We start from the raw sequence: 15604 nt of genomic DNA, 5'->3' as shown, positions 1-15604 counted from the left end.
CGAAATAATTACAACTCAACAGTAAAAGTCGTTAATTCTTTAAATTGATTGATTCTTTCAAGCATATCAGATTCATTTACTTCCTCAATTCTCTCTGTCCCGAATTTTTCAACCGTAAACGAAGCCATTGCAGAACCAACGATCAATGCAGACTTCATTGTTTCAAAATCAAATTTCTCTTTTTTAGCCAAATACGCCGCAAAACCTCCTGCGAATGTATCTCCAGCTCCAGTCGGATCAAAAACCTCTTCAAGAGGAAGTGCCGGAATTGCAAATATTTTACCGTCGTGGAAAAGAATTGCTCCGTGTTCTCCTTTTTTAATAATCACAAACTCAGGACCCATTGCGTGAATCTTTTTCGCTGCTTTTACCAAAGAATATTCTCCAGAAAGCTGTCTGGCCTCCTCGTCATTAATACTGATAACATCAGTTTTAGCAATCATATCTTTAAGAATATCCATTGCAGAATCCATCCAGAAATTCATGGTATCAAGAATAACCAATTTCGGACGCTGATTCATTTTTTCAAGAACTGACAATTGTACACCAGGATGAAGATTCCCCAACAACAAAATCTCTGCATCTTGCATAGATTCAGGTATTTTAGGATCAAAATTTTCAAGAACATTCACTTCCGTCGCCAAAGTGTCTCTTGAATTAAGATCATTATGATATTTGCCCGACCAGAAAAAAGTTTTTCCGTCCTTCACAATTTCCAATCCTTCAATATTGATATCTCTTTTTGTGAACATATCTAAATGCTCCTGAGGAAAATCTCCTCCCACAACAGAAACAATTCCTGACTTTACTCCCATTACAGATGCTGTAATTCCGATATATGTGGCAGCTCCTCCTAAAATTTTATCTGTTTTACCAAATGGTGTCTCTATTGCATCAAACGCAACACTTCCTACAACTAAAAGTTTCATATGTATTTTTCTATTTTTTTAAAGGTCATATGGAATCTTACGATGTCATATGTATTTTTCTATTTTTTTAAAGGTCATATGGAATCTTGCGATGTCATATGTATTTTTCTATTTTTTTAAAGGTCATATGGAATCTTGCGATGTCATATGTATTTTTTTATATTTTAATTATACTGAATCCTATAGATTTAGATAATTCAATCATTATTAAATTAATTTTTCCATTCAAAAGTATCCAGCATATGTTTTATATCTTTTTTGATATAATCTACTGCCGGAGCCAGAGAATCTGGTTTTGGTCTTGTATCAAAATATAAGTAAGCAGTTACAAAATGTTTTGTACTGTCTGTAGCATAAAACTGTAGATTAGAAGCGCTTTGCCCTTTCAACTCATAAAAGTTTCCGTACACTTTTTTATCAGGATATCGAAATGATTTTGCTTCAATCGAACTTGCTTTAATGGTATGCTCGTAAACCATTTTCTCAGATTCTCTCACATGATCAGCAAAATTTCCTTCTATCGGAAAATAAGTAATAAAAACTTTCGCCTTCATGGTCGGATAATTCATGTAATACCAACACGGCTTTTTAGCATCAACAATTCTGGCAAAATCTGAATATTCAAAAGTGTACGCACAGTTTTTATCAAATTTCTGGTATTTCGGTGCGGGATATTCTAATCTCAATTCACCGTAAGGTTTCGGCTGAGTCTCTTTCTCACAAGAAAGAAGGAGTAATGAAACGAAAACAAGAATGACTTTTCTAATCATTTTGCAAAAATACAAATTCCATTTTAGATTTTATGATACAATTTTCAGCATTTCAATGAGTTTTGAAATTTGATTTATCAAGAATTTTATTTAAGCGCAAAAGTTCGCAAAGTTTTTTTTACTACTAACTGTTTTTAAGTCTGCAAAGCCGTTCCACTTAGCAAAGAAAACTAACCTTATTTTTTTCACTTTATAATTCTGAAAGAGCAAATAGCAGAATAGTCATACTTTCGATAATATAAACTTTCAACATCAATATTTTTAGTGAAATCTGTAAGCTGTTTGATAATTTTGAATATAATTTTCCAAAGGTTTCGGAAATGATTTTTCATGAGAATTTTCTACATCTGTGATCATATAATCATTTTCAGCAGTAAAATTTCTCCAAACCTTTTCTGAATCTACCTCTACGTTAAATATTTCTATACTTAAATTTTTGTGAGTCAGTTTGTGATTAACGGCTTTCACACTTTTAATGAATGAATTTAATTCCTCAGAAATTTCAAGTGGAAATTCAAACAGTTTTTTCCAGATGAAATCATCTTTTCTCTGCTGAATTAAAAATTCTCCGTTTCTGTGAACAAAATAATATTTTAACTCTAAATCAGTCGCTTTTACTTTTTTTGTTTTGACAGGAAATTCTGAAATTCTGCTCAATGAAAATGCTAAACAATCATTATTTAAAGGACATTCTCCACATAACGGATTTCGTGGTTTGCAGATTTCAGAACCTAAATCCATCATCGCCTGATTAAAATCTCCTACATTTTCAGGTATAATTAAATGAGCGAGTTCGGAAAAATAATTAAATGCTCTGGAATTTGAAACATCAAAATCATCAGCAAAAACTCGGCTTAAAACTCTGTAGAAATTTCCGTCAACTGCCGGCATTTTTCCGTTGAAACAAATGCTTGAAACCGCTGCCGCAGTATATTTACCAACACCTTTTAATTTTAAAATCTCTTCATATTCGGAGGGAAAAACTCCCTTGTAATCGTTAATAATTTGCTGTGCCGCTTTATGAATATTAATCGCTCTTGAATAATAGCCTAAACCTTTCCAATACAACAAAACCTCATCCTCTTCAGCTTTCGCCAAGGTCTGAACGTCGGGAAATCTTTTGATAAAATTATTGTAATGATTGAGTCCCTGAGCGATTCTTGTCTGTTGAAAAACAATTTCGCAAATCCAGATCTTGTAGGGATCTTTGGTGTTTCTGAAAGGTAAATCTCTTGCGTTTTTATCGTACCACTTTAGTAGCTTGTTACCGATATGAAGGAAGTCTGATGTTTTTTTGTTGTTTTCCAAAAAGCCGTCTCATTTAATTGGCAAAGATAATTTATTATTTGTTGTTGCTTTACTATTTCGAGATATCAATATGTACAAAATAACAAACAAATTTATTTCAATAGGCAACGGAGATAGCGCTCCTACGGAGCGCACCGATTTTCTTATGACGGTAAGTTCTACCGATATTACACCTAAGGAGCACAATCAACAATATGTACCAAGAATTAAATTCACAAAAAAACCGATGCTTTTTAACATCGGTTCTAAATTCATTTTGTAGTCGTTAATCCTGAATATATTCAGCATCCCACTCGTTTCCGTCATCTCCTTTGTGACCGTCAAGTTTAATTACAAAACTTTTTGTTGGGAAATACGGTGTCAAACGAATGTCTAACCATACTCTGTCTTTATTTACTTTATCCTGCTCGAAACGTACGATTTTGAATTTTTCGATCAGTTTATCTGCACCTTTAATTCCGTCTAAGAATGTTACAATCTGTCTTCTTAAGTCGTCCTCATTTCTTGCATTCCAGTTTTCGAAGGCTCTTCTGTTTAGGAAATCCAATAAAACTTTGGTTACATAATCGAATACACGAACTACAGAATACGTCTGAAGACCAATGTTATCGCCTGTAAACAGTGTTTTTGCCGAGAACGCCATGATTTTCCCATATTCGTTGACCATCGGAACAAGGCCCATTTTTTCTAACTGGGAAATTTCGCTTTTCTTCAGTTCAAATTTTACAGCATCCACTTCATTGATATTACCGTGCTTTTTACCCGCAGCAACCTGAGACATTAATGTTTTATGGATTTTTCCTGCTAATGAAGTGGATGGTGGAAGTTCTACATTTTCTTCTTCACCTACTTCTTCTGCTCTGCCTCTACCCACAAGCCAGTTACACGTCATGATGACATTACTTCTGTGCAATTCGCCACCTGTAAGATTCGCAGAATGGAATAAATCAACAACGTCATCTGGTTTGTCTAGATTGGCGAAATCGGTAACCATCATCACCTTGTTTTCGTTGCAGATTTTTGCCCACTTTTCTATGACTTTATTTGATCCTAAATATCCCGGTATCGCTAAAATCGAATAATTATCACGCAAATCTAAACGGTCATAATATTGTTTAAATTCTTCAGCTATTGCATCAATAAATAAAGGATTATCAAGATCTGAAACCTGATCTAAACTCGCGTTCACAATACTTACATTATCAACCTTATCAAGCTCAGTATTTTTGTAAAACTGTGCGACAGTTCTATAATTAGTTTCAAGCTGACGAACAGAATCAAGTGTGTTTTTCAGATTTGTTTTTAAATTTTGCTCGGCTGCCTGTGCTTTTGTTTTGCAGGTATCTGCCATTTTCTCCGCAGATTCATTACTTCCTAAAAGCTCAACCCAGAGATTGATTTTCTGAAGAAGCTCCTTCCTTTCCTCAGCTTTATTCGCATCGTTTAGGAAAATTTCTTTTCGTGCTTTTCTCGTCGGGTTCATATTGGCAATGCCATCTACGACAGATTCTATAAAGCCAAAACCGCCTATTTTGTTTAATTCTTCAACAGGACTTGCTTTCGGTTTTCCGGATTGCTGCTGTTGATTATGCTGTTGGCTTTCTGCAGCCTGTAACTTACTATCCATAATATTTGTGTAGGTGTTTTATTTATTTTTCAAGTTCCTGAGCCACTTCCTTCAATGCTTCAACAAATGCAGCTCTAGTCTGCTCGTTTTCCAGCATATTCCTAAGAATTTTATTGGTTTTCAGCTGACGTACAATTTTATTGTACTGCTCCTGCTCCATACTGAGTTTTTGGAGATAATCTGATTTTTGAACTAAATTTTTGGGAGTAAAGTCTGCAAGATTCTGAAAACGGAACTCTTCTTCTACTGCATTTCCGTCTTCTGTCTCGTGCTGTACAGCTACAGAGGGTTGAAAATGTCTGAAGACATCATCCACAGTTTTAAGACCAGTTACGATTTCGGGAACATAAGATTCATCGGTTGTAAGCTGACTTACGATGAGCGATTTGTTTTCCTGGATTTCCTGAATTGCTTCATTAGCGTCGACTTTGACCTCGTTACCGCCAACACCGTAATTAAACATTGCCATATTATTATTATTTTGAGATTGTTGATTTTGGTTTGGATTAGCAAATTATTGACCAATCTATTGTTTAAATTTATAAAAAAACTGTTACATACAAAATTTTGTAATGATATTTCTTTAAATAAATCAAATATATTGAATATATCTTATAGTAACTAAATATTTTAAGTGATACTAAACTATGAAAAATAAACAAAAAAACGCATCTTATGATGCGTTTTCAATATTAAGTTTTGTTTAAAAATCTACCAGATTTTAATTCTTTCTTCCGGAGCTTTGTATAATTTATCTCCCGGTTTTATATCAAAAGCTTTTATAAACCCATCCTGATTCACCAGCGGCCCGAATGCCCTGAAATATCCCGGCGAATGCGGATCTGTTTTCACCTGATTGATCATATATTGATCTGTAGATTTGGTTCTCCAGACTGTTGCCCAACTCATGAAAAATCTCTGATCCTGATTAAACCCACTGATCAGTCCCGGATTTCCTTTATCTTTCAAATACATTTGAAGTGCGTCATAAGCAACAGCTACTCCACCTAAGTCACCGATGTTCTCACCGCTGGTAAATTTCCCATTCACAAAGCTTCCTTTTACAGGCTCATAAGCGTTGTATTGAGCCGCTAACTGTGCGACTTTTGCATCGAAGTTATTACGATCCTGCTCCGTCCACCAGTTATTTAAGTTTCCATCACCGTCAAATCTTGATCCGCTGTCATCAAAACCATGAGAAATTTCGTGACCGATAACCGCACCAATTCCACCAAAATTAACGGCTGCATCAGCTTTAGGATTATAGAATGGTGGCTGAAGAATCGCTGCGGGGAAAACAATCTCATTATTTGAACCGCTGTAATAAGCATTTACAGTTTGCGGAGACATTCCCCATTCAGTTTTATCAACAGGTTTTCCTACTTTCTCAAGACTTTTTTCATATTGCCAAGCCGAAACATTCTGTAAGTTTGAATATAAAGTCGCGCCCTGAGCCGGAGCATCTACTTTTAATCTGGAATAATCTTTCCATTGATCAGGATATGCTATTTTTACAGTGAATTTAGATAGTTTTTCCTGAGCTTTCACTTTGGTTTCCGGAGACATCCAATCCATTTCATTGATATGGTTTTTAAATGATTTTAAAATGTAATCAATATACATTTCCATCTGCTGCTTAGATTCCGGCGTAAAATATTCATCCACATATAATTTCCCGAAAGCCTCACCTAAAACACCATTAACAAGAGCAAGACCTCGTTTATCCATCGCACGTTGCTCTTTCTGGCCCTGAAGATACTTAGAATAAAAATTGAAACGAATATCGTCTAAACTTTCACTCAAATTGCTTGCATTACCATTCACAACATGATATTTCAAATAATCCTTCAGCAAAGGAAGATTTTTTTGATTGATAAACTGATCCATATTTTGGTAATATTTTAACTCACCAACGATTACTTTATCGGTATTTACACCAGCTTCTTTTAGATATTTTGGGAGATTTACATTTTTTACCAATCCTGATAGTTCAGAGACATTTTTAGGGTTATATCTTAAATTGGCATCTCTGTTTTGCTCTAGAGTTAATAAATAATTCGCTAATTGTTTCTCAAAATCAACCACATTTTTTGCCGCAGCATCAGAATTTTTATAGCCTAAAACTCCAAACAACTGGCTTACATACTTTTGATATTCAGCTAAAGTTTTTGTATTTGCTTCATTCACTTTTTGATAATAATCTCTTCCCAGACCAAGATCTGGACCGCCAAGATAAACTGCATTCATCTTTGAGTTTTTCATATCTGCACCGACTCTCCATCCATAAAATGAATTGTCGCCCAGCTTGGTGGCTTCTAAAAGATATTTCTGAAGATCATTTACATTTTTTATTGCATCAATTTTGGCTAAATCTCCTTTGATCGGATTTAAACCATCAGCATTTCTCTTGCTAATATCCATAAAAGAAGCGTACAGATTTTGTATTTTCTGACCTTCTGATCCTTCAGAATATTTTTCAGTTAAAATTTTATTTAAAATACTCAAAGAAGCATCATCCACATTTTCTCTCAAAGCATTGAAAGATCCCCAGCTCGCTTTATCTGAAGGAATCTGAGTGTTTTTAACCCAATTTCCGTTAACATAATTAAAGAAATCATCCTGTGGACGAACGGTTTTGTCCATATAAGATAGATTTAAACCTTCCTCTTTGGTTTCCTGTTTTGCAGGCTCATCAACGGCAACTGTGGTTTCAGCTTTTGGAGTTTCCATATTTTTTGATGTTCCGCAAGAATTTAAAAAGACAATACCCGAGAATGCAAGTACTGCAATATTTAGTTTTTTCATTGAATTAATTTTGAATTGTAATCAGTTTGATCAAATATAAGAAATTATGTTAAATTGTTTTTGCTACTATTTTCATTATCCTTAATCATTAACAAGAAAACGTAAATTTGGCTTAGGCCATTTGAATATTTTCGTTAAAAAAACGGGCTAAAACCCATTCCTACTGAATAAAAAAACCGCTCATAGCTGAGCGGTTTCGATATATTGTTTATTGATTACCAGATTTTAATTCTGTCTTCCGGTTTCTTGTATAATTTGTCACCAGGTTTTACATCAAATGCTTTGTAGAAAGCATCAACGTTTGTCAACGGACCGAAACTTCTGAAATATCCAGGAGAGTGCGGATCTGTTTTTACTTGGTTTACCATATATTTCTCACTCGATAAAGTTCTCCAAACGGTTGCCCAGCTTAGGAAAAATCTCTGGTCCTGAGTATAACCGCTGATTACACCAGGATTTCCTTTATCTTTCAAATACATTTGTAACGCATCGTAAGCGATATTTACACCACCTAAATCTGCAATATTTTCACCGTTTGTGAAAGTTCCGTTCACAAAAGTTCCTTTTACAGGCTCATATTTGTCGTATTGTGCAGCCAAAGCTTTTGTTGCTTTTTCAAAGTTGGCTTTATCTTCAGGAGTCCACCAATCTACTAAGTTTCCTTCTGCGTCAAACTGTGCACCAGAATCATCAAAACCGTGGCTGATCTCGTGACCGATAACTGCACCAATTCCACCAAAATTAACAGCAGCATCAGCTTTAGGATTAAAGAAAGGCGGCTGAAGAATTGCAGCAGGGAAAACAATCTCATTGTATACCGGATTGTAATATGCATTTACCGTCTGAGGCGTCATTCCCCATTCTGTTTTATCTACAGGTTTTCCGATTTTGGCTAAATCTTTATTGTACTGCCATTCTGCAATATTCTGAAGATTTGAATATAAATTTCCACCTTTAGATTCCGGCGTGATATTTAATTTAGAATAATCTTTCCAAGTATCAGGATAAGCAACTTTTACAGTAAATTTATTTAATTTCTGCATTGCTTTTTCCTTCGTAGTAGAAGACATCCACGCTAAATTATTGATATGAACGCCAAAACTTTTCTTTAAATAATCAATCAGTTCTACCATCTGAGCTTTTGCTTCAGCCGGGAAATATTTTTCAACATACAGCTTACCGAATGCTTCACCCAAAGAACCGTTGATCAACTCATAACCTCTTTTGTTTAAAGCTCTCTGCTCCTGCTGACCTCTTAAATATTTACCATAAAAAGCAAATTTAGTATCTCCCAATTTTTCACTTAAATAAGAAGCTCCACCATTGATCATGTGAAACTTAAGATAATCTTTAATTACCGGAACATTCTTTTCATTCACCAACTGATCAAAGTTTTTGTAATATCCTATTTCACCGATGATTACTCTGTTTGTATCTACGCCTACTTTTTTAAGATAAGAAGCTAGATCTACGTTTTTTACCAAAGAAGAAAGTTCGGCAATCGTTTTTGGGTTGTACTGTAAAGTATTGTCTCTACTCTGCTCGTTGGTAAGTAAATTTTTAGCAATATTTTTTTCGTAATCTACGACTCCTTTTGCAGCTTCATCAGCATTTTTGTATCCTAATTCTTTCAGCATAGAAGCCACATACTTTTGGTATTCTGCAAGCGCTTCAGTGTTTTTCACATCTACTTTTTGGTAATAATCTCTTCCCATTCCCAAAGATGCATCACCAAGATAGACTGCATTCATATTAGAATCTTTAAGATCAGAATACACTCCCCAACTGTAGAATGCGTTGTCGCCTTCTTTTGTTACAGAAGTTAAATAATTCTGAAGATCTTTAAGATTTTTAATCGCATCAATTTTATTGATATTTTCCTGAATAGGCTTTATTCCGTCAGCATTTCTCTTCTCCATATTCATGTACGTTGCATACAGATCCTGGATTTTTTTACCTTCACTTCCGTCTGCAAACTTGTCTTTCAGAAGAGAATTTAAAATCGTCATCGAATTGTTGTCTGTATCGTCTGCCAATTTATTGAAACTTCCCCAAGTTGGTTTATCAGAAGGTATTTTAGCAGTTTTCATCCAGGTACCGCTCACGTAATTGTAAAAATCATCTTGAGGGCGAATCGATTTATCCATCAGACTGATGTCTAAACCTTTATCTGTAGTCGATACTGTTTTTGTTGATTTAGCCTGAGCGTTCAGCGTATTTTGCGAACAAATTCCTGCTAATAAAAACAAAGAAAGGGTTAATTTTTTCATTATGATAATAATTTATACAATAAGTATATTTAAATTAAATTTTGTTACGGTAAAGTTAATTTATTTTATGAATTCACTTTTTACGAAAACAACAACATAGAATGAAGTGGTTTTTAGAATAATATTTTCAGTTTTAAATGAATTATTTCCTGATTAAAATCCCTACCAAATCCTGAATAATTTTTTGTGAGACAAAATACACAAAATCTTTTCTTTCGAGATGAGGAAGAAAAAGTTTAAAAGTTTCAGATTGATTCTTAACCTTAATTGTATAATAAACCAGGCCAATATCTTTTCCGTCCTCGCCTTTTCCGGGACCGGCAACTCCTGTTGTGGAGATCGAAATATCTGATTTAAATAAATTCTGACAACCATCAGCCATTTCGCGCGAAACTTCTTCACTTACCACCGTAAAACGTTCTATAGTTCCTTCTGAAACGTGAAGTAGATCGATTTTTTTCTGTGTTGCATACGTCACAATTCCTCCCATAAAATAATTTGAGCTTCCCGGGACAGAAGTCATCAAGAGCGACAATTCTCCGCCTGTACAACTTTCGGCTGTTGAGACAGTCATTTTTTGCTGGATCAAAATTTCACCTAGAATCTTCTCGATTTTATCTTCTGAAGTTGCAATAATATTCTCACCAATAATCGGGAATAACTTTTGAATTTCGTCATCCAGCTGAATTAATAATTTGTCTTCATCAGTTCCTGTTGCGGTCAATCTTAATTTTACTCTCGTTCCGACAGGAAGATATGATAAGGCGAGATTTTCGGGCAGCGCCAGTTCCCAATCTTCAATTTGATCAGCCAAAATACTTTCGGGAATTCCTACGACAGAAACAATTCTTGTAGAAATATAATTCAGACTAAATTTCTCTTTTAAATAAGGAACAATTTGATCTTTAATCAAAGGTTTTACTTCATATGGAACTCCGGGCAGGCTGAACGACAGTTTTCCGTTTTCTTCCATCATCATACAAGGTGCAGTACCGTAATGATTTTGAAAAACGGTAGATTTTGTAGGCACAAAAGCCTGTTCGCGGTTTCTTTCTAAAATTTCTGTTCGTCCACGCCTTTCCATATAACCTTTCAAATGTTCGAAAGTGACTTCATCCAAAGCAATTTCATCATGAAAAAATTCAGCAAGTGCTTTCTTTGTTTTATCATCTCTCGTTGGCCCCAAACCTCCGGTTGTGATGACTAAATCTCCGATTTCAAAGGCAGATTTTAAGGTATTTTTAATAGTTTCAATATCATCTGAAATAGTGAAAATCTGAACGACTTTAACTCCTATGTTTTTGAGTTCGGTAGCAATAAAATTCGAATTGGTATCAACGGTATTTCCTGATAAAATCTCGTCACCAATGGTTATAAGGACTGCATTTTGCATAGTTTAAATTTGAAAAAATTTCATTACAAATGACGTGAAAATCTATGTAGTGAACAAAAGAAAATGAATTTTATTATCTTTGGTTTCAACTGGCAGAAATTATCTAGAATAGTATGACAAAATATGATGATGCGTCATGGCATTACAGCGGAGATTTTCCCGCAGAATTAGACAAAAAAAATGGAGCAACCCACACAGGAATGTTTATTAATTGGTGCGTTACTAATAATTTTCACTCTGAAGAATTAATGGAAGACCACCAAAATGAATGTGAAAGCCTCAAGAGACGCGAAATAACCGGAGCCGATTTTGTCATTGATGCATTAGACGGAAAATTTTCCGAGTATGATCTCATCGAAATGGGAAATGCTTTTGCAAAAGATTATTACGTAGACGAGACAGATTTCAGTGATAAATTCAGTTCATTTGCTACAGATTACATTAATATTTTTGACAGCATCGCCGAGGAAAACGATTATGAGTATGAAACATTTTATCATATTGAAGATACTTATGAAAATTATGATGTGATGAAACAAATAATTGATCATCGTTTTCAGGAATGGAAAGAATATAAAAATTTGAATTAAGATTTGGACAAAAAAAAACCTAACAAATCTTAGACATCTGTTAGGTTTGAATATTCATTTCATTATTCGCAATGATGATTAATTATGTTTTACCCAAATCAGATCTTCTGTTTTATAACCCAATTTCTGAGCTTTTGCTAAAAATCTTTCTCTGATGCTTTTTGGAATTTCTTTGTTTCTCGACAAGATCCAAATGTATTTTGTACTGTTCCCTACCACTAATGCATTTTGATAATTATCATCAATATCAATTACATTATAACCTGCCCAGATCGGTTTAAAAAACGACACTTTCAGTCTTGCTTCCGTTTTTTCATTCACAAATTTCGCCTCACCTATAGATTCTTTCCATTCTTTTTTAACATAATTGTAACCTCTGTTTTGAACTTTAATGCTTCCGTCTGGATTTAGCGAATAATCGGCGGTCACATTGTCAAGATTTCTCTCAAATTTATAGTCGAAACGTGCAATCTCATACCATTTACCCAGATATTTATCAGAATCGAAATTTTTTACGGCAGTTGCGCCTTTTGTAATTCCTACCGAGCAAGAACTAAGAACCAGTAGTCCGAAAATACCTAAAGAAAGCGGAATGGCTATTTTTTGAAAAGTTTTCATAATAAATTACTATTGTTAAATTAAAAATTCAAAAATGATGCCTATGTAGTTTAATATAACAATTAAGATTTTTACGAAATCAAAACTTGTCATTTCTAAGCTTCACTTTATGAGAAAACCTTAAGAAAATTATCTTTAAAACTGCCTGAAACTTCAATTTCGGTATGATCAGATAAAGTTGCTGTACCATTTTTATGGTATGACTTTACAAAACTGGCGTTGATGATATGAGAACGGTGAACTCTTACAAAAGGAGTTTCCAGCAAATCATCAAAATGTTTAAGAAATCTACAGACCATCTTTTTCGATCCGTCTGTGAGATAGACCTGCGTGAAATTTCCATCTGCCTGAAGTCTTACAATATCTTCTGTTTTTACAACATCAAAACCCTGAAGAGTTGGCAAAATCAATTGTTGTTTTTCCGGTTTTAACTTTAAATTTTCCAGTAAAATTTTGGTTCGGTTGATGTCTTCATTCTTTTCCAAACTTTCTGCAACTTTATTTACCGCCAGTATAAGTTCCTGAATATCTATTGGTTTCAAAATATAATAGCTTGCAGATTTGTTTAAAGCCTGAAGAGAATATTGCGAAAACGCAGTGACAAAAATAGTTTCGTAAGAAAATTCACTTGTTGCTTCTAGCACATCAAACGCATTTCCGAAAGGCATTTCTACATCCAGAAAAAGCAGTTGCGGTTTTTTTTCCTCGATTAAAGGTACGGCTTGTTTTATGTTTTCTGCTTCACCCAAAATCTCAATCTGTGGACAATATTTTGTGAGATAATTCCTGAGAACATCCCTTGCAATTTTTTCATCGTCTATAATGACAGATTTTATTTTCATGTTTTCAGGTTTAGATTAATGATCATGTTTTACTTTTAAAAATTCATTAAAATTTGAACGAGAACTCCATCCGGAGAGTCTTTTACAGAGCAAACGATATTTTTTCTGTACAAATCATTGAGAAGACGTATTCTTTCAAGCGTGTTTTTCATCCCTCTACCTTCTCTGTTTTTCTGATGCATGGTTTTCTGCTTTTTGCTGTCTTCGATACCAATACCGTTATCTTTTATCTCTATTTTTAACTGCTGATTTTCTTTTTTAAAACTGAGTTTCAGAAATCCTTTTTCAGTTTTGTACCGCAAACCGTGCCAAATTGCATTTTCTAAAAAAGGCTGAATCATCATTCCTGGAATTTGTAGATTCTGTTGGTTTACATCTTCGTCGACGATAATTTCATAATCAAATTTATCTGCAAAACGTGTTTTTTCTAGCGCCAGATAATTCTGAAGTAAATCTATTTCCTGCTGAAACGGAATAAAATCTTCGGCAGAATTTTCCATGACGCCACGCATTAATTTTGAAAATTTAGTTAGATATTGATTCGCTTCCAATTCATTATTAGTTGCAATAAATTGATTTACAGAATTTAAACTATTGAAAATAAAATGGGGATTCATTTCTCGTCTCAACGATTGAAGTGCAATTTTTTTATTTTTAATCTGAACTTTCTTTAATGTCCTGATAATAAAAAACATCATTCCTACGAGAACGAAAACGGCAAATATTAAACTGTAATTAAAGATATTTTTCTTACGGATAAGCTCATCTTTCAGTTTTTTTTCCCTTTCCAGCTGCGAAATTCTCTGTTCGGTATCTTCCAGAATTTTATTGTCTACCAGACTTCGGTCTTTGGAAACCAGATCGGGAATTTTACCTAAAAAATCACGGTACAATCGTACGGAAGCTTCGGTATTTTCAGAGATTGTATACAGGCTGTCTAGTTTTTGTACGCTTTTTTGGGCTTCTAGAGTATGACCTTTGTTGAGAGCGATATCGTATGCATTTTTCAGTAAAACAATGGCTCCTTCAGGATCATTTTTTTTGATGTAAATATCTGCAAGTTCCTGAATTTGCTCTACTTTTTTCTGAGAATTATCCTTAACGAAATCTTCTTTTAATATTTCCTTTTTAGCTTCAATCGCTTTATCAAAATTTTTGTTATCAATATAAAAATCAGTGAGTTTTTGATTGATTGCCAATGCTTGTTGCGGAGCTTCTTTCACAGATATTTTGTAAGCATTATTAAGATTTTCTTCTGCTTTTGGAATGTTATTCTGCTCTATATTAACGTCTGCCATTTGGCTGTAGCTTGCCGCAAGATCTTCTTTGTTATTATCTTTTTCGCTGATTTTTATATTATTCTGAATAGCCTCAGTCTTTTTTGCTGCGGAAGGTGTTGCCAATCTGGAAACATCATTAGAGTTGATAGCTCTGCTGCTTTGGGTATAGCCAACTTTTGAAGCAGATTCATAATTGGTAAGTGCCGATTTGAGTTTATTCTGATTTTCCTGCGACTGCGCCAGCTTTCTCGTTACCTTTTCAAGATTTTGTTTATCGTTTAGTTTCTCGTAAATATTTTTAGATTTAATAAAATACTCTTCACTTTTCGGGAAGTTGCCGTTGTTATAAAAAGTCTCTCCAATATTGTAGTACGACTCGGCTTCAGCAGCTTCATTTTTAGTATCTACCGCTTTTCTAAGTTTTGAAGTTTCGGCAACAACTTCCTGCGTTGCTTTACTTTGCGAATAAATGCTATTCACAAAAAGGATAAAAATAAACGCAAAAAACCGAATCAAATTCATAAAACAAAGATATACATATATATACTTCTTCCAAAAACTATTCACCAAGTGAAAACTGTGGTTTACCAAGTCTACAATAAGCCCTTATACGTTATAGAAATATGAGAAGTTTTGAATAAACAATGTATTTAATGAGAATATAATCTTCTTCAAATTAAATTCATTGATTAACTTTGAATATATTAAAACTTAAAATCATGAAATCAAAAATTTGTTTATTCCTACTTATCTGTTTTTCAATAAATCATTCATTTGCTCAAGAAAAGAAAACTGTTGTTGAAGCTTTGGTTCAGGAACAAGTTGAAGGCTACAATGCCAGAAATATTGATGCTTTTTTAAAACCTTATGCTGAAGATGTTGAATTATACATGTTTCCCAATCAATTAATCAGCAAAGGAAAAGAAGCGATGCGAAAAGATTATTCGAGTATGTTTAAAGACCTTCCCGAGTTACATTGTGAAATTAAAAACAGAATCGTAAATGGTAATTTCGTCATAGATCAGGAAAGTATTTCCGGGATGAAAAAGGGTGAAAAAGTAGTTGCTTCTGCTATTTATGAAATTAAAGATGGGAAAATTTCAAAGGTTTATTTTATCCCGTAAACATTTATTTTCATATAAAAATTTAAGGACAATTCTTTCAGAGTTGTC

At 34.0% G+C, this 15604-nt stretch carries 14 protein-coding genes; 3 read left to right on the top strand and 11 right to left on the bottom strand.

Annotated elements, in window-relative coordinates:
• Positions 1-8: 8 nt before the first annotated feature.
• From PGH12_RS17820 to mutY, 3 genes are all read right to left on the bottom strand, one after another.
• Positions 9-929 (bottom strand): PfkB family carbohydrate kinase, encoded by a 921-nt coding sequence (locus tag PGH12_RS17820; protein ID WP_267598265.1) that lies wholly within the window; start codon positions 927-929, stop codon positions 9-11.
• Positions 930-1141: 212 nt separating this feature from the next.
• The gene (gene gldD, locus PGH12_RS17815; RefSeq protein WP_267598266.1) at positions 1142-1699 is read right to left on the bottom strand and encodes a gliding motility lipoprotein GldD; all 558 of its coding nucleotides are present in this window, start codon (positions 1697-1699) and stop codon (positions 1142-1144) included.
• A 261-nt stretch (positions 1700-1960) separates the two neighbouring features.
• The gene (gene mutY, locus PGH12_RS17810; protein ID WP_267598267.1) at positions 1961-3007 is read right to left on the bottom strand and encodes an A/G-specific adenine glycosylase; all 1047 of its coding nucleotides are present in this window, start codon (positions 3005-3007) and stop codon (positions 1961-1963) included.
• A 70-nt stretch (positions 3008-3077) separates the two neighbouring features.
• Here mutY and PGH12_RS17805 point away from each other — a divergent pair, with 70 nt between their 5' ends.
• Entirely contained in the window at positions 3078-3269 is a 192-nt protein-coding gene (locus PGH12_RS17805) for a hypothetical protein (RefSeq protein ID WP_267598268.1), read from the top strand.
• 3 nt (positions 3270-3272) lie between these two features.
• Here the strand turns inward: PGH12_RS17805 and PGH12_RS17800 are convergent, their stop codons facing one another.
• The 5 genes from PGH12_RS17800 to PGH12_RS17780 all read right to left on the bottom strand — a co-directional run bounded on the left by PGH12_RS17800 (position 3273) and on the right by PGH12_RS17780 (position 11102).
• Complete coding sequence (locus tag PGH12_RS17800; RefSeq protein WP_267598269.1) at positions 3273-4634, bottom strand: DUF5458 family protein; 1362 nt, start codon at positions 4632-4634, stop codon at positions 3273-3275.
• Positions 4635-4656: 22 nt separating this feature from the next.
• Positions 4657-5103, bottom strand: coding sequence for a type VI secretion system contractile sheath small subunit (locus PGH12_RS17795; RefSeq protein WP_267598270.1), 447 nt, complete (start codon positions 5101-5103; stop codon positions 4657-4659).
• Positions 5104-5345: 242 nt separating this feature from the next.
• Positions 5346-7439 (bottom strand): M13 family metallopeptidase, encoded by a 2094-nt coding sequence (locus PGH12_RS17790; protein ID WP_267598271.1) that lies wholly within the window; start codon positions 7437-7439, stop codon positions 5346-5348.
• A 215-nt stretch (positions 7440-7654) separates the two neighbouring features.
• On the bottom strand, positions 7655-9709 hold the full coding sequence (locus tag PGH12_RS17785) for a M13 family metallopeptidase (protein WP_267598272.1): 2055 nt from the start codon (positions 9707-9709) through the stop codon (positions 7655-7657).
• A gap of 142 nt (positions 9710-9851) precedes the next feature.
• Positions 9852-11102: a CinA family nicotinamide mononucleotide deamidase-related protein gene (locus tag PGH12_RS17780; protein ID WP_267598273.1), complete on the bottom strand. Its 1251-nt coding sequence runs from the start codon at positions 11100-11102 to the stop codon at positions 9852-9854.
• A 113-nt stretch (positions 11103-11215) separates the two neighbouring features.
• Between PGH12_RS17780 and PGH12_RS17775 the strand changes: the two genes are divergently transcribed.
• Positions 11216-11692 (top strand): DUF7832 domain-containing protein, encoded by a 477-nt coding sequence (locus tag PGH12_RS17775; RefSeq protein WP_267598274.1) that lies wholly within the window; start codon positions 11216-11218, stop codon positions 11690-11692.
• 78 nt (positions 11693-11770) lie between these two features.
• On the opposite strand, the gene PGH12_RS17770 is transcribed toward PGH12_RS17775, so the two are convergent.
• From PGH12_RS17770 to PGH12_RS17760, 3 genes are all read right to left on the bottom strand, one after another.
• Positions 11771-12310: a lipocalin family protein gene (locus PGH12_RS17770; protein WP_267598275.1), complete on the bottom strand. Its 540-nt coding sequence runs from the start codon at positions 12308-12310 to the stop codon at positions 11771-11773.
• 107 nt (positions 12311-12417) lie between these two features.
• Complete coding sequence (locus PGH12_RS17765; protein ID WP_267598276.1) at positions 12418-13152, bottom strand: LytR/AlgR family response regulator transcription factor; 735 nt, start codon at positions 13150-13152, stop codon at positions 12418-12420.
• 35 nt (positions 13153-13187) lie between these two features.
• Entirely contained in the window at positions 13188-14912 is a 1725-nt protein-coding gene (locus PGH12_RS17760) for a tetratricopeptide repeat-containing sensor histidine kinase (RefSeq protein ID WP_267598277.1), read from the bottom strand.
• A gap of 239 nt (positions 14913-15151) precedes the next feature.
• Between PGH12_RS17760 and PGH12_RS17755 the strand changes: the two genes are divergently transcribed.
• On the top strand, positions 15152-15556 hold the full coding sequence (locus PGH12_RS17755) for a nuclear transport factor 2 family protein (RefSeq protein WP_267598278.1): 405 nt from the start codon (positions 15152-15154) through the stop codon (positions 15554-15556).
• Positions 15557-15604 lie beyond the last annotated feature (48 nt).

Source organism: Chryseobacterium sp. CY350 (assembly GCF_027945075.1).
Lineage (GTDB): Bacteria > Bacteroidota > Bacteroidia > Flavobacteriales > Weeksellaceae > Chryseobacterium.
The sequence above is the reverse complement of the archived record's forward strand: the minus strand, read 5'-3'. Positions and strand labels throughout refer to the sequence as shown.